We start from the raw sequence: 20,496 nt of genomic DNA on the forward strand, positions 1-20,496 counted from the left end.
CTGGAGCACGATCTACATCACAGGCAAAAAGCCTAAGGAGCTGCACGGCTTCCAAGTCCCTCCCTCGATGATCAGTCGAGAACTATCGCTCCTGATGGAGCGATAGTCGAGATACAAGGAGCTGCCGAAGGCTGCGATCTTTTGTTTTTACATCCCGATTGGTCCCCTGGCCTTCTCGAATATTGGCTGTTTGATTGCCCGCCACAGCGCACTAGATTGGTTCCTGACCACTAAACCACCGCAGGTGATGAACCATGAACGTTTTGCGCTTCTGTGCCGCCCCTTTTGTCGCCCTGACCTTGACCGTATCCGCCTCGGCCTTCGCCCATGAGGCGGGTAATCCGTCGGAAAAGGTCACGGTATTGCAGGACAAAATGCTGAAAAACGTACCGGGCAAAAAAGCCTTGATGATCGAAGTCGACTACAAGCCCGGCCAGGCGTCCATTGCCCACAGGCACGACGGCACCGCCATGGCTTACGTTCTGGAGGGGGCCGTCACTTCGCAGGTGAAAGGCGAGAAAGAAGTGACCTACAAGGCCGGGCAATACTGGTACGAAGCGGCCGGTTCCGAGCATCTGGTCTCGAAAAACGCCAGCGCCACCCAACCGGCCAAGTTACTGGTATTCATGGTGTTGTCGCCGGACGAAGAAGTTCTGGTCCCCCTGAAAAACTGATCGCTGAACGGTTAGCCATAAATAAAAAGGCCCGAATTACGCATTCGGGCCTTTTTATTTCTTCGGGTAATTACGCCGACATCTTTACATCAAACAAAACTAGTGGCTCCCCCATAAAGACTGATATTGGCTATTTCATTGTGCCCATCCCGGTTTAGTCTGGATGCACCGCCGGTTATTTCCGGCACCCTAACTTTCCGACTGATGTTGTTTCACTGGAGAAACACCATGAAACTTGCACTTGTCAGTACGTTGACGATAACGGCGCTGTTAACCGGCTGTTCGATTCCCACTGCACCGTCCGCGGTTTCCTCGCTGGACGGTATCTTCAGTGAACCGGTGGGTCGCAGCAGCGTAACCGGCGTTCCCAGCGGTAGCCATGTCTCCCTGGGCGTGGTGTACAGCCGCAATACCCAGGCCAACCGCGCCTATCTGCAGGACTACCAGGCCAACGCCGGCACCGGTTTCGGCCAGAGCCTGCTGGTGCAGTCGATCCACGACGCCTACGTGGCCACGTCCAATCCCGACCTCGCGGTAGACTGGATCAAGGCCTCGTTGCAACGGCAGTTCGGATCGGTCACGGTGTATCCGGACATGCAAAGCCTCAAGGCCGCCAAACCGGATGTCATCGCGGTGGTCGACAGTCGCAGTCAACTCATGACTTCGCGCAGTTCCGATATTGAAGCGGATGTCCGTGCGCACTTCTACGACCGTAACCTCAACTATATTGCCACTGCACAAGGGCATGACGCCAAAGCACTCAGCCCGGTGTGGGCAGACTACAAGCGCAGTGAAGAAATTGTTGCAGATATAAATGAACAACAAAATGTGCAAACAAGGGCGCTGCAGAAGTTTGACCAGTCTCTCAGTAATTTATTGACCAGCCCGACAGATAAAGTATCGATGACAGATAATAAACCAGGCATGAATTTGTATTGATATTAATGGCCCCTTCGCGAGCAGGCTCGCTCCCACATGTTTTTGCGTTGCACATAGAACCAGTGTGGGAGCGGGCTTGCTCGCGAAGGGGCCATAACAGGCACCCAAAAAAATCAGGCAAAAAAAACCCGCATCTCTCAATGCGGGTTTTTTCATTCAACAGCCTATCAGGCAGCCGGCTCCAGCTCGGCATTGGCCGAGACAGTAGCAGGCGGCACTGTCGGCGTTTGACCGCTCAACGCCACGTCCAGCAACTCACGGTTGGCGACCGCGTACATGGCGTAGTCCGTACCGCTGGCGGCACGGATCTCCACCAGCATGGCACGCCAGCGTTCGATCGTGCTTTCGTGCTGCGCCATCCACTGCGTCAGGCGTGTTTCCACATCCTGGCTGCCGTCGCCCTGTTGCAGGACCGAGATGGTGATCGCGCGTTGCTGCCAGTCGACGTCATCGCGGAACGCTTCACGGGCCAGGGCTTGCCAGTTGTTTTCAACCGGCAGTGCGCTGATCTGTTGCAGGTACCAGGTGATGTCCAGCGCACTGCCCACGGCGAAGTAGGCCTTGGCCACGTCCGCAGGGTCCTGGCCGGTCACGTCGGAGGCCTCGATGATCGGCAGCAGGGTGTACAGGTGCGTGGTACCCGCCACCATGCGCGCCAGCAACTCCGGCACACCGGCTGCGACGTAGGCCTGGTAACGGGTCTGCCAGGTTTCGCGGATCTCGCCACTGAGCAGTTCGTCGAGCTTGAGGCCCAATGCCGCCAGATGCGGACCGAAATGCGCGACGTCACGGGCAGCATTCTGCTCGTTGCGGCGGGCACGCAGGAACCAGCGCGTGGCGCGACGGCCCAGGCGCATCAGCTCGTCCATCAGCTCCAGTTGCACATCGGCGGAAACCTTGTAGTCCAGGTTTTCAATCTGACGGAACCAGTGCGGGAGATGGAAAATGTCGCGCACGATCACGTAGGCGCCAGCCACGTTCGCCGGGCTCATGCCGGTCGACTCCTTGAGTCGCTGAACGAAAGTGATGCCCATGTGGTTGACCAGGTCGTTGGCGATCTGGGTGCTGACGATTTCGCGCTTCAGGCGGTGACGACGCATGGCTTCGGAGAACTTGCTCACCAGGCTCGGCGGGAAAGCGGTTTCCATGTCGCGGGTCAGGTAGTCGTCGTCCGGCACCAGGGAGCCCAGCAGCTGCTCCTTGAGGTCGATCTTGCTGTAGGAGATCAGTACCGACAGCTCGGGACGCGTCAGGCCATGGCCTTCAGCGACGCGCTCGTTGATCGCGTCTTCGGCCGGCAGGAACTCGATGGCGCGATCCAGCTTGCCGCGGCCTTCCAGATCGTTCATCAGACGCTTGTATTCAGCGATGCGTGGCAGGGCACGACGAGCCGCCAGGGACAGGGCCTGGGTCTGCTTGTAGTTGTTGCCCAGCACCAGGCCACCGACTTCGTCGGTCATGCTTGCCAGCAACTCGTTGCGTTGCTTGGCGGTCATGTCGCCGGCCTGAACCACTTCGTTCAGCAGGATCTTGATGTTTACTTCGTGGTCGGAGCAGTCCACGCCACCGGCGTTGTCGATGAAGTCGGTGTTGGAACCGCCGCCATTGAGGCCGAATTCGACACGACCCAGCTGGGTCATGCCGAGGTTACCGCCCTCGCCCACGACTTTGCAGCGCAGCTCGTTGCCGTTCACGCGCAGTGCATCGTTGGCCTTGTCGCCGACATCGGCGTGGCTTTCGCTGCTGGCTTTGACGTAGGTACCGATACCGCCGTTCCACAACAGATCCACCGGTGCCTTGAGCAAGGCGTTGAGCAGTTCGGTCGGGGTCAGCTTGTCGGCCTTGATGTCGAAGCGCTCTTGCATCTGCGGGGAAATCGCGATGCTCTTCGCGCTGCGGGAGAAAATACCGCCGCCTTCGGACATGATGCTGGTGTCGTAATCCGACCACGCCGAACGCGGCAGGTCGAACATGCGCTGACGCTCGGCGAAGCTGGTCGCCGGATCCGGATTCGGGTCGATGAAGATGTGCATGTGGTTGAATGCCGCGACCAGTTGCAGCTTGTCGGACATCAACAAGCCGTTACCGAACACGTCGCCGGCCATGTCGCCGACGCCCACCACAGTGATGCTGTCTTCCTGGACATTGATGCCACGCTCGCGGAAGTGGCGCTGTACGCCAACCCACGCGCCCTTGGCGGTGATGCCCATTTTCTTGTGGTCGTAACCGGCCGAACCACCGGACGCGAACGCGTCACCCAGCCAGAAGCCGTAGTCGATGGCGATGCCGTTGGCGATGTCGGAGAAGGTAGCAGTGCCCTTGTCCGCTGCCACGACCAGGTACGGGTCATCGTCGTCATGACGTACGACGTTGGCCGGTGGCACCAGAGCGCCGTCCTTCAGGTTGTCGGTGATGTCCAGCAGGCCGGAAATGAAGATGCGGTAGCAGGCAATACCCTCGGCCGCGATCTCGTCTCGGCTGCCGCCCAACGGCAGGCGACGCGGCAGGAAACCGCCCTTCGCGCCCACCGGCACGATCACCGAGTTCTTCACTTGCTGGGCTTTTACCAGGCCCAGGACTTCGGTACGGAAGTCTTCTTCACGGTCGGACCACCGCAGGCCACCGCGAGCGACGTTGCCGAAGCGCAGGTGCACGCCTTCGACGCGTGGCGAGTAAACGAAGATTTCGAACTTCGGCACAGGCTTGGGCAGTTCAGGAATCAAGTGCGGGTTGAACTTGAAGCTGAAGTACGACTTGTTATGGCCGTTGGCGTCGGTCTGGTAGAAGTTGGTCCGCAGGGTGGCCTTGATCAGGTCCAGGTAGCGACGCAGGATGCGGTCTTCGTTGAGCACCTGGACGTCGTCCAGTGCGCTCAGGATCGCGTGTTCCAGGCGCTGTTGCTTGTCGTCCAGATCATCGGCGGTGAGCTTGCGCGCCAGGTAGAAGCGGGTCTTGAACAACCGGGTCAACTCGCGGGCGATGTCGGTGTGGTTGTTCAGGGTGCTGGCGATGTAACCCAGGTCGAAGCCCAGGCGGATCTGCTTCAGGTAACGGGCGTAGGCACGCAGCAGTGCCACATCACGCCATGGCAGGCCGGCGGTCAGTACCAGGCGGTTGAACGCATCGTTTTCGGCATCGCCACGCACGATGTGGACGAACGCGTCCTGCAGGGTGTCGTTGAGCTGCTGGATGTCCAGCTCCAGGCCTTCGGCGGCGGTGAACGCGAAATCGTGAATCCAGAACTCGCGGCCGCTGTTGTGACGCAGGCGATACGGGAACTCGCCCAGCACGCGCAGGCCGAGGTTTTCCAGGATCGGCAGCACGTCGGAGAGTGCCAGCGGGGTGTCGGCGTGGTACAGCTTGCAATGCAACTGGCGCTGACCGGAGACCTGGCCCAGCGGCTGATAGAAGCTCATCACCAGCGGGTTTTTATCGCTCAGGTTCAGCAAGTGCTGCATGTCGACCACAGCCGAATGCGCTGCGAAACGCTCGCGGTAACCGGCCGGGAAGCCTTTCGGGAAGTCGGCCAGCACGTTGGTGCCCTGGGCTTCGCCGAAGCTTTCGACGGTCAAGGCTGCGTAGTCGTCCTGCCAGCTGCGGCAGGCCTGGATCACTTCGTTTTCCAGTTGCTGCGGGTCGATGTCGATGCGGTTTTTCGGATCGACGCGCAGGATCAGCTGCACGCGTGCCAGCACGGACTCAGAGAAGAAGGTCCAGAACTCGCAATCCGAGGCTTTCAGGCGATCCATCAGCACCTGCTGGATCTTCTGGCGCACTTCGGTGGAGTAGATGTCACGCGGCACGTAGGCCAGGCAGTAGCAGAAGCGGCCGTACGGGTCCTTGCGCAGGAACACACGGATCTTGTTGCGCTCCTGGATCTGGACGATCGACATCACGGTGCTGAACAGCTCATCCACCGGGGTCTGGAACAGATCGTCGCGCGGCAGTACTTCGAGTACCTGCGCCAGTTCCTTGCCCAGGTGAGCCTTGGCCTGGAAGCCGGAACGGTTTTCGATTTCCGCGACCTTGTGGCGGATATAGGGAATGGTACGCACGCTCTCGCCGTACACCGACGAGGTGTACAGGCCCATGAAGCGGCATTCCTTGATGACCTTGCCGTTGGCGTCGATTTCACGGATCGACACATAGTCAGGATAAGCCGGACGGTGCACACGGCTCGGGTGTGCGGCCTTGGCGAACGACAACAAGGTCGGTTCGCCCAGGTAGTTCACCGCGTAATCTTCGATGCGCCGGTCATCGTAGGTCAGGCCGGTACGCAGCAGTTTGGTCAGGCCGAGGAACGAGTTCTGGTCGTATTCGATGTGACCGCCATCAGGCTGGTCGGTGACCACGAACTCTTCGTAGCCCAGGAAGGTGAAGTGGTTGCCCACCAGCCATTCCAGGAAGCTCTTGATTTCGCTCTTTTCGTCGGCATCGACTGCGAACTGGCTGTTGTCCAGCTTGGTCAGGATTTCCTGGACCTTGGCTTTCATCGGTTCGAAATCGGTGACCGCGACGCGCACTTCACCGAGTACCTGCTCCAGCTCTTTGGTCAGGACGTTCAGTTCGGCGGTGTTGGCGCAGCGGTCGATTTCCAGGTACATCAACGATTCGTGCAGAACGTCGTCGCCCTGGGTGCCTTTGGGCAGGATTTCCAGCAACTCGCCCTTGCTGCCACGGCGTACGCTCAGCACGGTGGTTTGCAGGGTATGGATGCTGTAGCCACGGCGGTTCAGCTCGGTACGCACCGAATCCACCAGGAATGGCAGGTCGTGGTGCAGCACTTCGACCGCGGTGTGGGTCGACTGCCAGCCGTGACGTTCGTAATCGGGGTTGAAGACGCGCACTTGCGGTTGCGCGTGATCGAAGCGCTCAAGCAGGCGCCACGCAGAAAGGGTACAGCCAGCGAGGTCGGACAACCGACGTTGGGTCAGTTCGTCCAGGGAAATGATGCCGAAGAATTGTTCAGCGAACAGCGCCACTTGTGGCAGTGCCTGTTCACTGATGTGCTGCGCCAGTGCCGCTTGCAGTTGGTGCTGGAAGTCGGCTTTGCTGGCTGCGGTGAAGAACGCCATCTGTGGTACTCCGCTTGGGCTTGTTATTGATGGAAGCGTCGCGTGCAAAACCCCTATCGGGGCTACCCGTCACCCTGTTCCTGATTCTCGGGCAGAGGAAACAGGGCGACAGGTGGGTGAAGCTGGACGAGACACTCGGGTCACATTCACCTTCCCTGAATGGGCATCTGCAAAAACGACTGGGCTGCGGGCAGCGCAATGCCTTTACAGGTGCTCATCCGTTGCGCAGCTTAACGAGTGCGGCAAGGCCCGTGCTTGCGATGCTGCGACATATTCGGTCAACGGTATGCAGCTTGGTGGCGGTGCATCGCACAACACTAGCAGTCGCGCAGGAAAATGGCGGTTTTCTGTCGGTTTTTTGCGGCACATACGTACCAGAAATGACCAGCAACACATTGACCGTCCACATCACGCCCTTCGACACTCGGGCGAGCAGAAATTCGCCGGGACTGGCAGAATCACCTTTTGTTCGCCTTCATTACGCTCGTCGAGCCAGGAACTACCCATGCAAATGACCACCGCCCTCTTGATCGTCAACCCGTGCGACGACGAAGAAGACAACATGGCCATGCTCTGCTGCCACAGCGACAAGGGCGAAATGTTCCTGATGAGCCGCTACCCGGACGAGGATGAACTGGAAATCACCCTGGACGGCGAACCCTCGACCCTGGACGGTGTGAAAGTCACGCTGAGCCCTACCCGCCTGTTGATCGAAATCGCTGCGGCGGATGCGGATGCGTTGAATGGGGATGATGTGCTGGAGATCACCCATAGCACTGATGCCAGCGATCTAGCCGAGGTGGAAGAGACTTTGCAGAATATTCTCAAGGGGGCCGGGACCTACATCAGTCAGCTCTAGCATTCAGTAGCTGTACCGGCCTCTTCGCGAGCAGGCTCGCTCCCACAATTGATCGCGTCCTTTGCGAAAGAATCCGGCCACCTGTGGGAGCGAGCCTGCTCGCGAAGAGGTCCGAAAACACGACGCCGCTCTCCCACCCGTACAAACTTCCAACATTTTTCGCCAACCATTTCCCGCACTTTGCTCAAAATGCCGTTAGTCGCCGCCCCCCGCGATGGATTAAAGTAACGCCCCCAGCCCTGGCGTTATACGAACGTCTTCGGTCACCCTTTCCAGGAACAGTCATCGATGGAACATCGTGAAGCGCTGCTCGCGCTGCGAACCTTTCTTTCAACGCAGATTCTCGGCCAGGAAAAACTCATCGAGCGCTTGCTCATCGCCCTGCTTGCTGATGGCCATATGCTGGTCGAGGGCGCCCCTGGCCTGGCCAAGACCAAGGCCATCAAAGAACTTGCCGAAGGCATCGAAGCCCAGTTCCACCGTATCCAGTTCACCCCCGACCTGTTGCCGGCCGACATTACCGGCACGGAGATCTATCGCCCGGAAACCGGCAGCTTCGTGTTCCAGCAAGGCCCGATCTTCCATAACCTGGTACTGGCCGACGAAATCAACCGTGCCCCGGCCAAGGTTCAATCGGCGCTGCTCGAAGCCATGGCCGAGCGCCAGGTCAGTGTCGGGCGCAGCACTTATGAGCTGTCGCCGCTGTTTCTGGTAATGGCCACGCAAAACCCCATCGAGCAGGAAGGCACCTATCCGCTGCCCGAAGCCCAGCTCGACCGTTTCCTGATGCATGTGAAAATCGGTTTCCCGGACGCCGCCGTTGAACGCCGCATCCTGCAACAGGCCCGTGGCGAAGCCCTGAACGGCGAGACCAAGCCCGAGCGCCGGGTCAGCCAGCAGGCGATTTTTGCCGCGCGCAAGGAAATCCTCGGCCTGTACATGGCCGATGCCGTGGAGGAGTACCTGGTGCAACTGGTCATGGCCACGCGCACCCCGGCCAAATTCGACCCCGAGATGGCCGAGTGGATCGCCTACGGCGCCAGCCCTCGCGGCTCGATCGCCCTGGACCGCTGCGCCCGGGCCCACGCCTGGCTCGCCGGGCGCGATTTCGTCAGCCCGGAGGATATTCAGGCAGTACTGTTCGATGTGTTGCGCCACCGCATCATTCTTTCCTTTGAAGCCGAAGCCGCCGGCATCGACCAGGACCGCGTGGTCCAGCGGATTCTCGACGTCGTAGCTGTCGCTTGACCCCGATGAACGCCCTCCCGCCAGCCCAGCCAGGTATCCGCGTCACGCTCGCCGAGCTGATCGAGATGCGTCATCGCGTACGCGAAGTGCAGCTGTTCTCTACGCCAAGTCAGCGCAGCCCGCTGATCGGCCTGCATCACTCCAAGCTGCGCGGGCGTGGCGTGGACTTCGATCAGGTGCGGGTCTATCAGGCCGGCGATGACGTGCGGACCATCGACTGGCGTGTCACCGCGCGGACCCAGGAGCCGCACACCAAACTCTTCCACGAGGAACGCGAACGGCCGATTTTCATCATGGTCGAGCAAAGCCGTCGCCTGTTTTTCGGTTCGGGGCTGATGTTCAAATCGGTGCTCGCCGCCCAGGCCGCGAGCCTGATCGGCTGGGCTGCGCTAGGGCATAACGATCGGGTCGGCGGGCTGGTGTTCGGTGACAACGAGCACTACGAAATCAAACCGCGACGCAGCAAACAGAGCCTGCTGCAATTGCTCAACCGCCTGGTGCGGGTCAATCAGTCGTTACATACCGAAAGCGAACCTGACCGTGATGCCTTCGGCATTGCCCTGCGCCGCGCCCGCGAGGTGTTGCGTCCAGGCAGTCTGGTCATCGTGATTTGCGACGAGCGCGTCTTGTCCGAAAGCGCCGAACAGCAGCTGAGCCTGCTGTCGCGCCACTGTGACCTGTTGCTGTTGCCGCTGTCCGATCCGCTGGATCACGCCCTGCCCGCCGCCGGTTTGCTGCGTTTTGCCGAGCGCGGCGCGCAACTGGAACTCGATACGCTGAATTTCGAACTGCGCCAGACCTACCGCGCTCAGGCCGAAGCACGCATCGCCCGCTGGGAGTTGCTGGCGCAAAAGCTACGGGTGTTGCTGATGCCGTTGAGCACCCAGAGCGAAATGGTCGAACAACTGCGCGAGTACCTGAACCCTCAGAATTCGGGGAAAGGTCGATGAACGGTCTGGATCAACTGCAACCGTTGATTTCTCCACCCCCAATCGCCTTCTGGCCGCCTGCGCCGGGCTGGTGGTTGTTGCTGTTGCTGCTGCCTGCCATCGGCTTCGGCCTGTGGAAACTGCGGCGCTTCATTCCACAAAAACGCCGCATCGTGCGCGCCGAGCAACCGCTGGACCCGGTACGCCTCGCCGCGCTGGCGGAGCTGGCGCTGATGCCCAAGCCGTACGACGGCGCCCCCGCCGGTGCCTGGCTGCAGCAACTCAACGGGCTGCTCAAACGCCTGTGCCGCAACCATTACCCCTACAGCCAGAGCCACACCCTCAACGGCCGCAAATGGCTGGCTTTCCTCGACAACCGCTGCCCCGCTGCCGGGCTGACCCGCTGGATGGTGCTGGTCGAAGGCGCCTACAAACCCGAGTGCAGACTTGACGACAAGGCCATCGCCGGGCTGACCCAGGCTGTCGATACCTGGATTCGCAAACATGTTTGAGTTCGCCTGGCCATGGATTTTCGCCCTGCTGCCGTTGCCGTGGCTGATGCGTCTGGTGCTGCCTGTGGCCGACAGCGGCGAACCGGCGCTCAAGGTCAGCTTCCTCGGTGACCTCGAAGGCCTCGCCCGGCGCCGCGCCCGCGCCAACCTGCCGGCGTGGCGCCAACAGGCGCCGTTCCTGCTGCTGTGGTTGATGCTGCTGACCGCCGCCGCACGCCCGCAGTGGCTCGGCGAACCGCTGCCCATTGCCGCCAGTGGCCGCGATCTGTTGGTGGCGGTAGACGTTTCTGGCTCCATGGACTTCCCCGACATGCAGTGGCAGAACGAAGAAGTCAGCCGCCTGACGCTGGTCAAGCACCTGCTCGGCGATTTCCTCGAAAGCCGCGAGGGTGACCGGGTCGGTCTGATCCTGTTCGGTAGCCGGGCCTACCTGCAAGCACCGCTGACCTTCGACCGGCATACCGTGCGCGTCTGGCTCGACGAAGCACGCATTGGCATCGCCGGCAAGAACACCGCCATTGGTGACGCCATCGGCTTGGGTCTCAAACGCCTGCGGCAACGCCCGGCACAAAGCCGCGTGCTGATTCTGGTGACGGACGGCGCCAACAACGGCGGTGAAATCGATCCCCTGACCGCAGCGCGCCTGGCGGCCAAGGAAGGGGTGAAAATCTACCCGATCGGTATCGGTGCCGATCCGGAAGAAAGCGGCACCCTGGGTTTCCTGGGTATCAATCCGAGCCTGGACCTGGATGAGCCTTCCCTGACAGCAATCGCGCAGGCGACCGGCGGACGCTACTTTCGGGCGCGGGACGCCAAGGAGCTGCTCGCGATCAAAAACACCCTCGACCAACTGGAACCCGTGACCCAGCAACCGACCCAGGCCCGCCCGGCCCAGTCGCTGTATCACTGGCCGCTGGCGATGGCGCTGTTACTGAGCATGCTGTTGGTGGTCCGCGAGCTCTGGCCGGACAATCCACTGCAACGGCTGTTTACCAAGGACCTGTTTTTGCAATCGCAACTGCCCGACTGGCGCCAGCGTCTCAAACGCCTGCGCCTGCGGAGGCGCCGATGAGCGCGCTCTGGCCTTACTGGTTCCGTCCCTGGTGGCTGCTGTTGTTGCCCCTGCTCGGCTGGTTGCTGTGGCAACTCTGGCATCGACAGAAACGCGCCGGGCGTTGGCAGATGATTCTGCCACCGGCCTTTCATGCGGCGTTGCTCAGCGGCGGCAGCGGGCGTAACAGCAAGCTGCCTTGGGTGGCCCTCGGAGTGGCGTGGCTGCTGACGGTGTTCGCGTTACTGGGTCCGGGCTGGGAGCGTGTCGAACAGATCAGCCAGAAACCTGCCGACCCCTTGGTGGTGATCCTTGAACTGACCCCGGAAATGCTCGCCACCGACGTTCAACCCAACCGCCTGGAGCAGGCCCGGCGCAAGCTCCTGGACCTGCTGCAAAACCGCAGCGACGCGCAGACCGCCATCGTGGTCTACGCCGGCAGTGCGCACACGCTGGTGCCGCTGTCGGACGACCTGTCCACCAGCCGCAATCTGCTGGATGCCCTCAAGCCGTCATTAATGCCCGAAGCCGGTCATCGCGCCGACCTGGCGGTGACCAAAGCCCTGGCCTTGCTGGAGCAAGGCGCCCTGGGCGACGGCCGGATTCTGTTGATCGGCTCGACCCTGACGGAACAGGAACGCCTGGGCATCCGTCGTGCACTGGGCGGCAAATCCACCCAGTTCCTGATGCTGGGCGTCGGCACTGCCGAAGGTGCGCCGATTACTCAGGAGGACGGTAGTTTCATGAAGGACGAACAGGGTGCGATTCTGGTGCCGCATCTGGACGACCCCGGCCTGAAAGCCTTCGCCAATGATCTGGACGGACGCTATCGCCATGCGCGCCTGAGCGACTCCGACCTGCGCGCGCTGGGTCTGCTCGACGGCCCACGCAACCTGCGCGACGACGGCCAGACCCTGCGCCTGGATGCCTGGGCCGATCAGGGTTACTGGTTGCTCTTGCCATTGCTGCTGCTGGCCGCCTGCGCCGGTCGTCGCGGCTGGTTGTTCTGCCTGCCGCTGTTGCTGGCGCTGCCACAACCGAGCCATGCCTTCGATTTCCAGGACCTGTGGCTGCGTCCCGACCAGCGAGGCCTGCACCTGCTCAAGCAGAAACGCCCGGCCGAGGCCGCCCAGCACTTCGAAGATCATCAGTGGCAAGGCGTCGCGCTCTATGAGGCCGGCGACTACAGCGGCGCCGCCCAGCGGTTCGCCGAGGGCAACGATGCCCACGCCCACTACAATCGAGGCAACGCCCTGGCCAAAAGCGGTGAACTGGAGGCCGCGCTGGATGCGTATGATCAGGCACTCGAGCGGCAGCCCGACCTGCGTCCGGCCCTGACCAACAAGGCATTGGTGGAAAGCCTGCTCAAGCTCAAAGCCAACCCGCCCGCCGCCGAACCGGATAAAACCGCCAGCGAAGAGCCTCAGGCGCAGCCTCAAGAACCGCCACCCGGCGCTGCCGCCCAGGCGCAGAGCACCGGCGAGCCGAAGAGCGCTGACCAACAGACCGGCTCCGATGACGAGCAATCGCCCACGAGGCCGCCCAAACCAGGCACCAACGAAGTCCCGGGCAGTGAACTGGGAGACGAACAACAGACCACGCCGCCCATGCGCCCCGCCAGCGACAGCATCGAGGGCGAACAGCAGCAAGCGCTGGAGCAATGGCTGCGGCAGATCCCGGATGACCCGGGGGAACTGCTCAGACGCAAATTCTGGTACGAACAGCAACAACATCAGGATCAGGAAAAAACTCGATGACCCGCTTCACCGCTTTCATGTTCGCCTTTGTGTTGTGGACCGTTCAGGCCCAGGCAGCCGAGCTGGTCGCCAGTGTCGATCGCACGCGTCTGAACTCCGGCGAGACGATCGAGCTGACCCTGGAATCCAACGACGTGACCCAGTTCGGCAAGCCGGACCTGACGCCGCTGGAACCGCTGTTCGAAGTGCGTGGCACCCGTCAGGTCAACCAGTTGAACACCCTCGGCGGCGACAACCGCGCCACCACCCGCTGGATCGTCACCCTGCTGCCGCTGCAAAACGGCAGCGCGGTGATTCCTGCGCTGAAACTGGGCGAAATCCAGAGCCAGCCGATCACCGTGCAAGTGGTCGAGAGCGAAACCCAGGAAACCTCGAACAAACTGGCCCCGGTGTTCATCGAGGCCAGCCTCGATCAAACCAGCGTGTATGTGCAGGCCCAGGCGATCCTGACCTTGCGCATCTACCATTCGGTGTCGCTGTACGACGACAGCAGCTTGCCGCCGCCACAGATTCCCGATGCGCGCATCGAACAGCTGGGTGAATCGCGCACCTACGAAAAAGACATCAACGGCGTGCGCCATGGCGTCATTGAAATACGCTACGCGATCTACCCGCAGCACAGCGGTGAACTGATCATTCCCGGGCAGATTTTCAATGCCGCACTGGTGGATGCCCAGCCCACCCAGGATGCCACGTCGCAGGCGCCCAAGTCCGGCAAACTGATGCGCATCAGCTCCAAGGAAATGCTGCTGACGGTCAAGGCCAAACCCATCACCTACCCCGCCGACTTGCCCTGGTTGCCGGCACGCAGCCTGACCTTGAGCGAGACCTGGAACCCGGAGCCGGAACACGTTCAGGTCGGCGATTCGTTGACCCGCAGTCTGACAGTGAAAGCCGAAGGCCTGGCCAGTTCGCAGCTGCCACCATTGCCCGGCACCGAGGTCAGCGGCTTGCGCCGCTATCCGGATCAACCGGTGCTGGGCAACCAGAACAACGAACGCGGCCTGGTTGGCAGTCGCGAAGACCGTGAAGCCCTGGTGCCGGCCCGTAGTGGTTCAATCGAGTTGCCGTCGGTTGAAGTGGTCTGGTGGAACACCTTCGAAGATCACCTGGAACACAGCAGCCTGCCGGCCAGAACCCTGCAGGTGGCGACCAATCCGAGCCTGATGGTCGACACGCCGGCCGGCACCTCGCCACTCAATGCGACGGCCGACAGCGAAACCCTGTGGCGCTGGAAAGTCAGCACCCTGATCTTCGCGTGCACCACCCTGCTGGGCTTCGGCCTGTGGTGGCGCGCGCGCTGGCAACCGGCAATCCTGCGTGCCGCGCAAACCGGCCCAAGCCCGCGCACCGTGCTCGACGACCTCAAGCGCGCCTGCCAGGCCAACGACTCCCACGCCACCCGCCAGGCCCTCGACGCCTGGGCCCGGCAGCAACCGGAAACCCTGGCCGACATGGCCGCCCGCTTCGTCCCGCTGTCCGACGCCCTCGACGGCTTGAACGGCGCGCTGTACAGCGAAACCGGTCAGCACTGGCAGGGTGAGGAACTTTGGCGGGCTATCCGCACGATCCCGACGGCCGAACGGGTTCAAGACCCGGTAGGCGACAGCGGGCTGCCGCCGCTTTATCCCAAGTAATACTCCGAGCGAGGCAAACCTGTGGGAGCGAGCCTGCTCGCGAATGCGTTGTGTAAGAGACCTCGTTGTTGAATGTGCCGCCTTATTCGCGAGCAGGCTCGCTCCCACAGTTAATCGTGTACGTCCGCAAACGCGTTTGCCAGTAAACTCTCTCCCCTTTCGCCGCTGTCATTTTCCTAGCGGCCATCACCTTTCCAATAGCGGAGTTCGCCTTGCGTCTGTTTCACACCTCCGACTGGCACCTGGGCCAAAATCTGCACGGCCAGGATCGCGATTTCGAGCACGGCTGTTTTCTCGACTGGCTGCTGCGTCAGCTCAAACTCGATCAGCCCGATGTGCTGCTGATCGCCGGCGATATCTTCGACACGGTCAACCCGCCGGTCAAAGCCCAGGAACGCCTGTACGACTTCATCGTCAGCGCCCACGAACAACAACCGTTGTTGACCATCGTGATGATTGCCGGCAACCACGATTCCGGCTCGCGGATCGAACTGCCCGCGCCCTTGATGCGCCGCTTGCGCACCCATGCGCTGGGCCGGGTGCTGTGGCTGGATGACGGCCAACTGGACGCCGAACGTCTGTTGCTGCCGCTGCCCGATGCCAGCGGCAACATCGCCGGCTGGTGCCTGGCACTGCCGTTCCTGCGCCCGGCCGAGGTGACCGGAGCGCATCTGGGTGACGATTACCTGCGCGGCATCGGTCAGGTACACGAATGGCTGATCGAAGCGGCCAACGCCAAGCGTCAACCAGGTCAGGCGCTGATCGCCATCAGCCACGCCCACATGGCCGGAGGTTCGGTGTCGGAAGACTCCGAGCGCAGCCTGATCATCGGTAACGCCGAAGCGCTGCCCGCCAGCCTGTTCGGACCGAGCATCAGCTACGTCGCCCTCGGTCACTTGCACAAGCCGCAGAAGGTCAACGGCGAAGAGCGGATTCGCTACAGCGGTTCGCCGATCCCACTGTCATTCTCCGAAATCAGTTACCAGCACCAGATTCTCGACATCACCCTGGAGGGTGAGACCCTGGTCAGCGTCGAACCCCGGCTCATTCCCCGCGCGGTGAATCTGCAACGCCTCGGCCCCGCGCCCTTGGCAGAGATCCTGCTGCAACTGGCCGACTTGCCGAACATCGACCTGCTAGCCGACTACCAACGCCAGCCCTGGCTGGAGGTGCGAGTACGCCTGGACGAGCCGCAACCGGACTTGCGCCATCAGGTGGAAACCGCCCTGCAAGGCAAGGCCGTACGCCTGGTGCGCATTGCGGCTGAATACGCCGGCAATGGCAGCCGTGAAGGCGCCGAAGACGGTGCCGCGTTGATCGAACTGGACCAGTTCACGCCCCAGGAACTGTTCAGTCGCGCCTGGATGGACAATTACGGCAGCGAGGTCGACGAGCAAACCCTCAAGGACTTTGCCGAACTGCTGCAAGACGTGCAGATGGAGGGCGAACAGCCATGAAGATCCTCGCCATCCGCCTGAAAAACCTCGCGTCCCTGGCCGGCCCCTTTGATATCGATTTCACTGCCGAGCCCTTGGCCAGCGCCGGCCTGTTCGCCATCACCGGGCCGACCGGCGCGGGTAAAAGCACCTTGCTCGACGCCTTGTGCCTGGCGCTGTTCGGCACGGTGCCGCGGCTCAACAGTGTTCAACCATCGGCCAAGGCACCGGACATCGACGGTGATATCGGCACCGCAGATCCACGCACCCTGTTGCGTCGCGGTACCGGTGAAGGCTATGCGGAAGTCGATTTCGTCGGCATTGACGGCCGTCGCTATCGTGCTCGCTGGGAAGCCAACCGTGCGCGGGAGAAAGCGGGCGGCAGGCTGCAGGCCAGTCGGCAAAGCTTGCGTGACATCGATCAGGACCAATTGCTGGCCAGTCAGAAGCTCGAATTCAAAAGCCGTATCGAGTCCGTACTGGGCCTGAACTTCGAGCAGTTCACCCGCGCCGTGTTGCTGGCGCAAAGCGAGTTCAGCGCCTTCCTCAAGGCCGATGACAACGATCGCAGCGAACTGCTGGAAAAACTCACCGACACGGCGCTCTACACCCGCCTGGGCCGTCGTGCTTTCGACAAGACCAAGGAAGCCCGCGAAACCCACAAACTGCTGCAGGATCAGGCCACCGGGGTCACACCGCTGGCGCCCGAAGCCCGGGCAGCACTGGATGAGCGCTTCAATACCGCACAGCAACAACTCAAATTGCAGCAAGCGCAGCTCAAGCAACTTGAGTTGCAGCACACCTGGCTCAAGGATCTGCGTCAGTTGCAGGACGCGCAACACAGTGCCTGCGAGCAGCTGCAATCGGCACAGGCCCAATGGCAAAGCCTGGCCGGCGAACGCCTGAAGCTGAACCGCCTGGAGCAACTGGCGCCACAACGGCACCAGTTCGCCCGCAAGGCCGAGATCGACGCGCAACTGACCCCGTTGGCAGCGCATATTGCCGGGCAAACCCGGCAGCATGCCGAACTCGCCGAGCGTCAGACCCAGCTGGAGCAACAGCTCGGCGCAGCCCGGATCGCGTTGAGCCAGGCGCAGCAACAACAGACCGACAGCACACCGTTGTTGCGTCAGGCCTTCGAAGAACAAAGCACCCTCGCCCGCCTCGCCAAGGACACCGCCCTCGGCGCCGAAACCAAACACAACGCCGAACAGGCCTGTGCCCAGGGCCAGAGTGCGATTCAAGCCTTGCTCGACCGGCAGGCCCAGGTCGCCGAACACCTGCAGCGCATGGCTGCCGGGCTGGAACAAAGCGCTCATCTGGCACCGCTGAGCGATGCCTGGAATGCCTACCGAGATCGCCTGCAACAGTTGATGTTGATCGGCAACCGGCTGAATCAGGGGCAGGCCGAACTGGCCACTCTCGAACAGAATGCCAGCCGTACCGCGCAAGCATTCACCGCGCAGAAGCAGCAACTGGAAGTGCTGTTCAAGGAAGCCGGCGCCGAACCGGATGCCGTTGCCGAGCAGATCGGCATTCTCGGCAGCCTGTTGCAGGACAACCGCAAACAACTGCGGGCCATCGAAGACCTGGCGCGGTTGTGGGCCAGCCAGCAGGATCTGGACAAGCGCGCTGCCGAGCTGCAACAACGCCAGCTCGCCGCACAACAGGAACGCGATCGCCTGACTCAGGACGGGGTTAAAGCCAAGGCTGATCTGAGCGTCGCCGAGCAAACCCTTAGCGTTACCCGCGAGCTGCTGGAGCGTCAGCGCCTGGCCCGCAGCGCGAGTGTCGAGGAACTGCGCGCGCAGTTACAGGATGATCAGCCGTGCCCGGTCTGTGGCAGCCACGAGCATCCGTATCATCGGCCCGAAGCGCTGTTGCAAAGCCTTGGCCGTTTCGATGAAAGCGAACAGGCCAACGCCCAGAAAGCTGTCGACGTGCTCAAGGAAAAACTCACCGACCTGCGTGCCGAGGTCGGCGGCCTGATCGCCCAACAAAAGGAGCTGCTGCAACAGCAGGAGTTACTGGCGGCGCAACAGCAAGCCCTGGCGCCTACCCTTGCAGCGCACCCGTTGGCCACCTCGCTGTTGAATCAGGACGCGGACAAACGCGACGCCTGGCTCGCCCAGCAAAACAGCCAATTGAATCAAAGCATCACCCAGGATGAGCAACGGCAAACGGCCCTGCTCACTTTGCAACAGGATGCGGCGCGCCTGACCCAGCAACTGCGCCAAGCCGAAACCGCGCACCAGCAAGCGGCCCAGCACCTGGACAATCAACAGCGCGAACTGGGCAGCGACCGTCAGCGCCTGGACGAAGAACTGGCCACGTTCGCCAGCCTGCTGCCGGCCGAGACCCTGCAAGCGCTGCGCGTTGAGCCGGCCGCGACCTTCATGCAGCTCGATCGCCAGATCAGCGAGCGCCTGGCACAACTCGAGCAACAGAAGGAAGAACTGGTCGAACAGCAACAACGTCAGCAGAACCTGGAAAAGGAACAGGATCGGCAGCAGACCCGCGTCCTGCAACTGCAAACCGCGCAGCAGCAATTCAGTGCGCTGCTGGAACAGCAGCAGGCGAGCCAGCAGAAACTCGGGCAGCTGCTCGGCGAACACAGCAGCGCCGAGCATTGGCAACAGCAACTGGAACGGGCCGTGGAAACCGCACGCAGCGCCGAAACCAGCACCGCCCAGGAACTGCAAAGCGTACATACGCAACAGGTACGAATCGCCGCCGAGCTCAAGGCGCAGCAGGAACGTTTGCAGGCTCTTGAAAGCGAACACACGGAACTGGCGGGCAAGATCGCCGACTGGCGCGGCCGCCATCCGGAGCTGGATGACGGTGGCCTGGAAGACCTGTTGCGGGCCGACGACGCGCAGGTCAGCGAGTTGCGTCAACGCTTGCAGCTCTGCGAAAAAGCCATTGAACAGGCCACGGTCCTGGTGGAGGAACGCGACAAGCGCTTGCTCGATCACCAGGCGCAGCACAACGGTAACCTTGACGCAGAACAACTCGACAGCGCCCTCAGCGAGTTGCAAAACCAGTACGCCGTCAACGAACAGCTCTGCGCCGAACTGCGCGCCGAACAGGCCGAGGACCAGCGCCGGCAGAATGCCAATCAGGCGCTGGCGCAGCAAATTGCCGAGGCTTACGCCGAGTATCAACGCTGGGCGCGCTTGAATGCATTGATTGGTTCGGCCACCGGCGACACCTTCCGCAAGATCGCCCAGGCCTACAACCTCGATCTCTTGGTGCACCATGCCAACGTGCAACTGCGTCAGCTGGTGCGGCGCTATCGCCTCAAGCGTGGTGGCAGCATGCTCGGTTTGCTGGTGATGGATACCGAGATGGGGGACGAGCTGCGTTCGGTGCATTCGCTGTCCGGAGGCGAGACGTTCCTGGTGTCGCTGGCCCTGGCGCTGGGTCTGGCCTCGATGGCGTCAAGCACGCTGAAAATCGAATCGCTGTTCATCGACGAAGGCTTCGGCAGTCTCGATCCGGAGTCCCTGCAACTGGCCATGGATGCCCTCGACGGCTTGCAGGCCCAAGGGCGCAAGGTCGCGGTGATTTCCCACGTTCAGGAAATGCATGAGCGCATTCCGGTGCAGATCCAGGTCCGCCGTCAGGGCAACGGCCTGAGCACGCTGGAGGTGAAATGACCACGCTCTACTCTTTCCGGCGCTGCCCTTACGCCATGCGGGCGCGCATGGCCCTGCGCTACGCCGGGGTTGCCGTGGACATCGTCGAAGTCAGCCTCAGGGCCAAGCCCGCCGAGATGCTCGCGCTGTCGAGCAAAGGCACAGTGCCGGTGCTGAGCGTCGACGGTCGGGTCATCGATGAAAGCCTGGACATCATGCGTTGGGCCGTGGCCCAGCATGATCCGCAGGACTGGTTGCTCAAGGACGATCCGCAAGGGCAGCTCGCCCTCGCGGCATTGATCGAAGAGAACGATCAGGCGTTCAAAGTGCACCTGAACCGCTACAAGTACGCCGAACGCTATCCCGAACAGCCGATGGCGTTTTATCGCGCCGAGGGCGAGGCGTTCCTGCGTACGCTGGATGAGTTGTTGGAAGGTCGCGACTATTTGCTGACCGACCACCCGACGCTGGCCGACGTGGCGTTGATGCCGTTCATACGGCAATTCGCCCATGTCGATCGCGAGTGGTTCGCGCAGACGCCGTATCGACGGCTGCAGGACTGGTTGCAGCGGTTTCTGGGGTCAGAACTGTTTACCGGTGTAATGCAGAAATAAGAGCACTGTTTTTTGTGGCGAGGGAGCTTGCTCCCGCTGGGCTGCGAAGCGGCCCCAAATGGTTTCAAGCGAATGACGCATAGCGGTTGCTGCGCAACCGAGCGGGAGCAAGCTCCCTCGCCACAAA

The 20,496-nt window shown here is 61.7% G+C and carries 13 protein-coding genes; 12 read left to right on the top strand and 1 reads right to left on the bottom strand.

Annotated elements, in window-relative coordinates; all coding sequences use genetic code 11:
- Positions 1–254 precede the first annotated feature (254 nt).
- Together CKW21_RS15920 and CKW21_RS15925 are read left to right on the top strand one after the other, a co-directional pair.
- On the top strand, positions 255–674 hold the full coding sequence (locus CKW21_RS15920) for a cupin domain-containing protein (protein ID WP_095194908.1): 420 nt from the start codon (positions 255–257) through the stop codon (positions 672–674).
- Positions 675–902: 228 nt separating this feature from the next.
- Positions 903–1,613: an ATPase gene (locus tag CKW21_RS15925; RefSeq protein WP_095194909.1), complete on the top strand. Its 711-nt coding sequence runs from the start codon at positions 903–905 to the stop codon at positions 1,611–1,613.
- A 167-nt stretch (positions 1,614–1,780) separates the two neighbouring features.
- Here CKW21_RS15925 and CKW21_RS15930 read toward each other — a convergent pair whose 3' ends face one another.
- The gene (locus CKW21_RS15930; protein ID WP_095194910.1) at positions 1,781–6,688 is read right to left on the bottom strand and encodes an NAD-glutamate dehydrogenase; all 4,908 of its coding nucleotides are present in this window, start codon (positions 6,686–6,688) and stop codon (positions 1,781–1,783) included.
- A 505-nt stretch (positions 6,689–7,193) separates the two neighbouring features.
- Here CKW21_RS15930 and CKW21_RS15935 point away from each other — a divergent pair.
- From CKW21_RS15935 to CKW21_RS15980, 10 genes are all read left to right on the top strand, one after another.
- Positions 7,194–7,547, top strand: a complete 354-nt coding sequence (locus CKW21_RS15935; RefSeq protein ID WP_095194911.1) for a hypothetical protein — start codon at positions 7,194–7,196, stop codon at positions 7,545–7,547.
- A gap of 288 nt (positions 7,548–7,835) precedes the next feature.
- A complete protein-coding gene (locus CKW21_RS15940) occupies positions 7,836–8,795 on the top strand; it encodes a MoxR family ATPase (RefSeq protein ID WP_003218556.1) in 960 nt (319 codons plus the stop codon).
- A 5-nt stretch (positions 8,796–8,800) separates the two neighbouring features.
- Positions 8,801–9,745 (top strand): DUF58 domain-containing protein, encoded by a 945-nt coding sequence (locus CKW21_RS15945; protein ID WP_095194912.1) that lies wholly within the window; start codon positions 8,801–8,803, stop codon positions 9,743–9,745.
- Positions 9,742–10,236, top strand: a complete 495-nt coding sequence (locus tag CKW21_RS15950) for a DUF4381 domain-containing protein (protein WP_095194913.1) — start codon at positions 9,742–9,744, stop codon at positions 10,234–10,236. The genes CKW21_RS15945 and CKW21_RS15950 overlap by 4 nt, the downstream gene beginning before the upstream one ends.
- Positions 10,229–11,308, top strand: coding sequence for a VWA domain-containing protein (locus tag CKW21_RS15955; RefSeq protein ID WP_095194914.1), 1,080 nt, complete (start codon positions 10,229–10,231; stop codon positions 11,306–11,308). The genes CKW21_RS15950 and CKW21_RS15955 overlap by 8 nt, the downstream gene beginning before the upstream one ends.
- Entirely contained in the window at positions 11,305–13,044 is a 1,740-nt protein-coding gene (locus CKW21_RS15960) for a tetratricopeptide repeat protein (protein WP_095194915.1), read from the top strand. The genes CKW21_RS15955 and CKW21_RS15960 overlap by 4 nt, the downstream gene beginning before the upstream one ends.
- A complete protein-coding gene (locus tag CKW21_RS15965; protein ID WP_095194916.1) occupies positions 13,041–14,681 on the top strand; it encodes a BatD family protein in 1,641 nt (546 codons plus the stop codon). Before CKW21_RS15960 ends, CKW21_RS15965 begins: the two co-directional genes overlap by 4 nt.
- Before the next feature lie 212 nt (positions 14,682–14,893).
- Positions 14,894–16,138: an exonuclease SbcCD subunit D C-terminal domain-containing protein gene (locus tag CKW21_RS15970; protein WP_095194917.1), complete on the top strand. Its 1,245-nt coding sequence runs from the start codon at positions 14,894–14,896 to the stop codon at positions 16,136–16,138.
- Positions 16,135–19,776 (top strand): AAA family ATPase, encoded by a 3,642-nt coding sequence (locus CKW21_RS15975; RefSeq protein ID WP_095194918.1) that lies wholly within the window; start codon positions 16,135–16,137, stop codon positions 19,774–19,776. Before CKW21_RS15970 ends, CKW21_RS15975 begins: the two co-directional genes overlap by 4 nt.
- Positions 19,773–20,369 (top strand): glutathione S-transferase, encoded by a 597-nt coding sequence (locus tag CKW21_RS15980; protein ID WP_095194919.1) that lies wholly within the window; start codon positions 19,773–19,775, stop codon positions 20,367–20,369. Before CKW21_RS15975 ends, CKW21_RS15980 begins: the two co-directional genes overlap by 4 nt.
- Positions 20,370–20,496 lie beyond the last annotated feature (127 nt).

It is taken from the genome of Pseudomonas sp. Irchel 3A7 (genome assembly GCF_900187565.1).
Taxonomy (GTDB): domain Bacteria; phylum Pseudomonadota; class Gammaproteobacteria; order Pseudomonadales; family Pseudomonadaceae; genus Aquipseudomonas.

What these genes read in the sequence shown, in the direction of transcription:
- CKW21_RS15975 (WP_095194918.1), top strand. Translation starts at nt 16,135, where the DNA reads ATGAAGATCCTCGCCATCCGCCTGAAAAACCTCGCGTCCCTGGCCGGC.
- CKW21_RS15980 (WP_095194919.1), top strand. Translation starts at nt 19,773, where the DNA reads ATGACCACGCTCTACTCTTTCCGGCGCTGCCCTTACGCCATGCGGGCG.
- CKW21_RS15955 (WP_095194914.1), top strand. Translation starts at nt 10,229, where the DNA reads ATGTTTGAGTTCGCCTGGCCATGGATTTTCGCCCTGCTGCCGTTGCCG.
- CKW21_RS15935 (WP_095194911.1), top strand. Translation starts at nt 7,194, where the DNA reads ATGCAAATGACCACCGCCCTCTTGATCGTCAACCCGTGCGACGACGAA.
- CKW21_RS15940 (WP_003218556.1), top strand. Translation starts at nt 7,836, where the DNA reads ATGGAACATCGTGAAGCGCTGCTCGCGCTGCGAACCTTTCTTTCAACG.
- CKW21_RS15965 (WP_095194916.1), top strand. Translation starts at nt 13,041, where the DNA reads ATGACCCGCTTCACCGCTTTCATGTTCGCCTTTGTGTTGTGGACCGTT.
- CKW21_RS15925 (WP_095194909.1), top strand. Translation starts at nt 903, where the DNA reads ATGAAACTTGCACTTGTCAGTACGTTGACGATAACGGCGCTGTTAACC.
- CKW21_RS15960 (WP_095194915.1), top strand. Translation starts at nt 11,305, where the DNA reads ATGAGCGCGCTCTGGCCTTACTGGTTCCGTCCCTGGTGGCTGCTGTTG.
- CKW21_RS15920 (WP_095194908.1), top strand. Translation starts at nt 255, where the DNA reads ATGAACGTTTTGCGCTTCTGTGCCGCCCCTTTTGTCGCCCTGACCTTG.
- CKW21_RS15950 (WP_095194913.1), top strand. Translation starts at nt 9,742, where the DNA reads ATGAACGGTCTGGATCAACTGCAACCGTTGATTTCTCCACCCCCAATC.
- CKW21_RS15930 (WP_095194910.1), bottom strand. Translation starts at nt 6,688, where the DNA reads ATGGCGTTCTTCACCGCAGCCAGCAAAGCCGACTTCCAGCACCAACTG.
- CKW21_RS15945 (WP_095194912.1), top strand. Translation starts at nt 8,801, where the DNA reads ATGAACGCCCTCCCGCCAGCCCAGCCAGGTATCCGCGTCACGCTCGCC.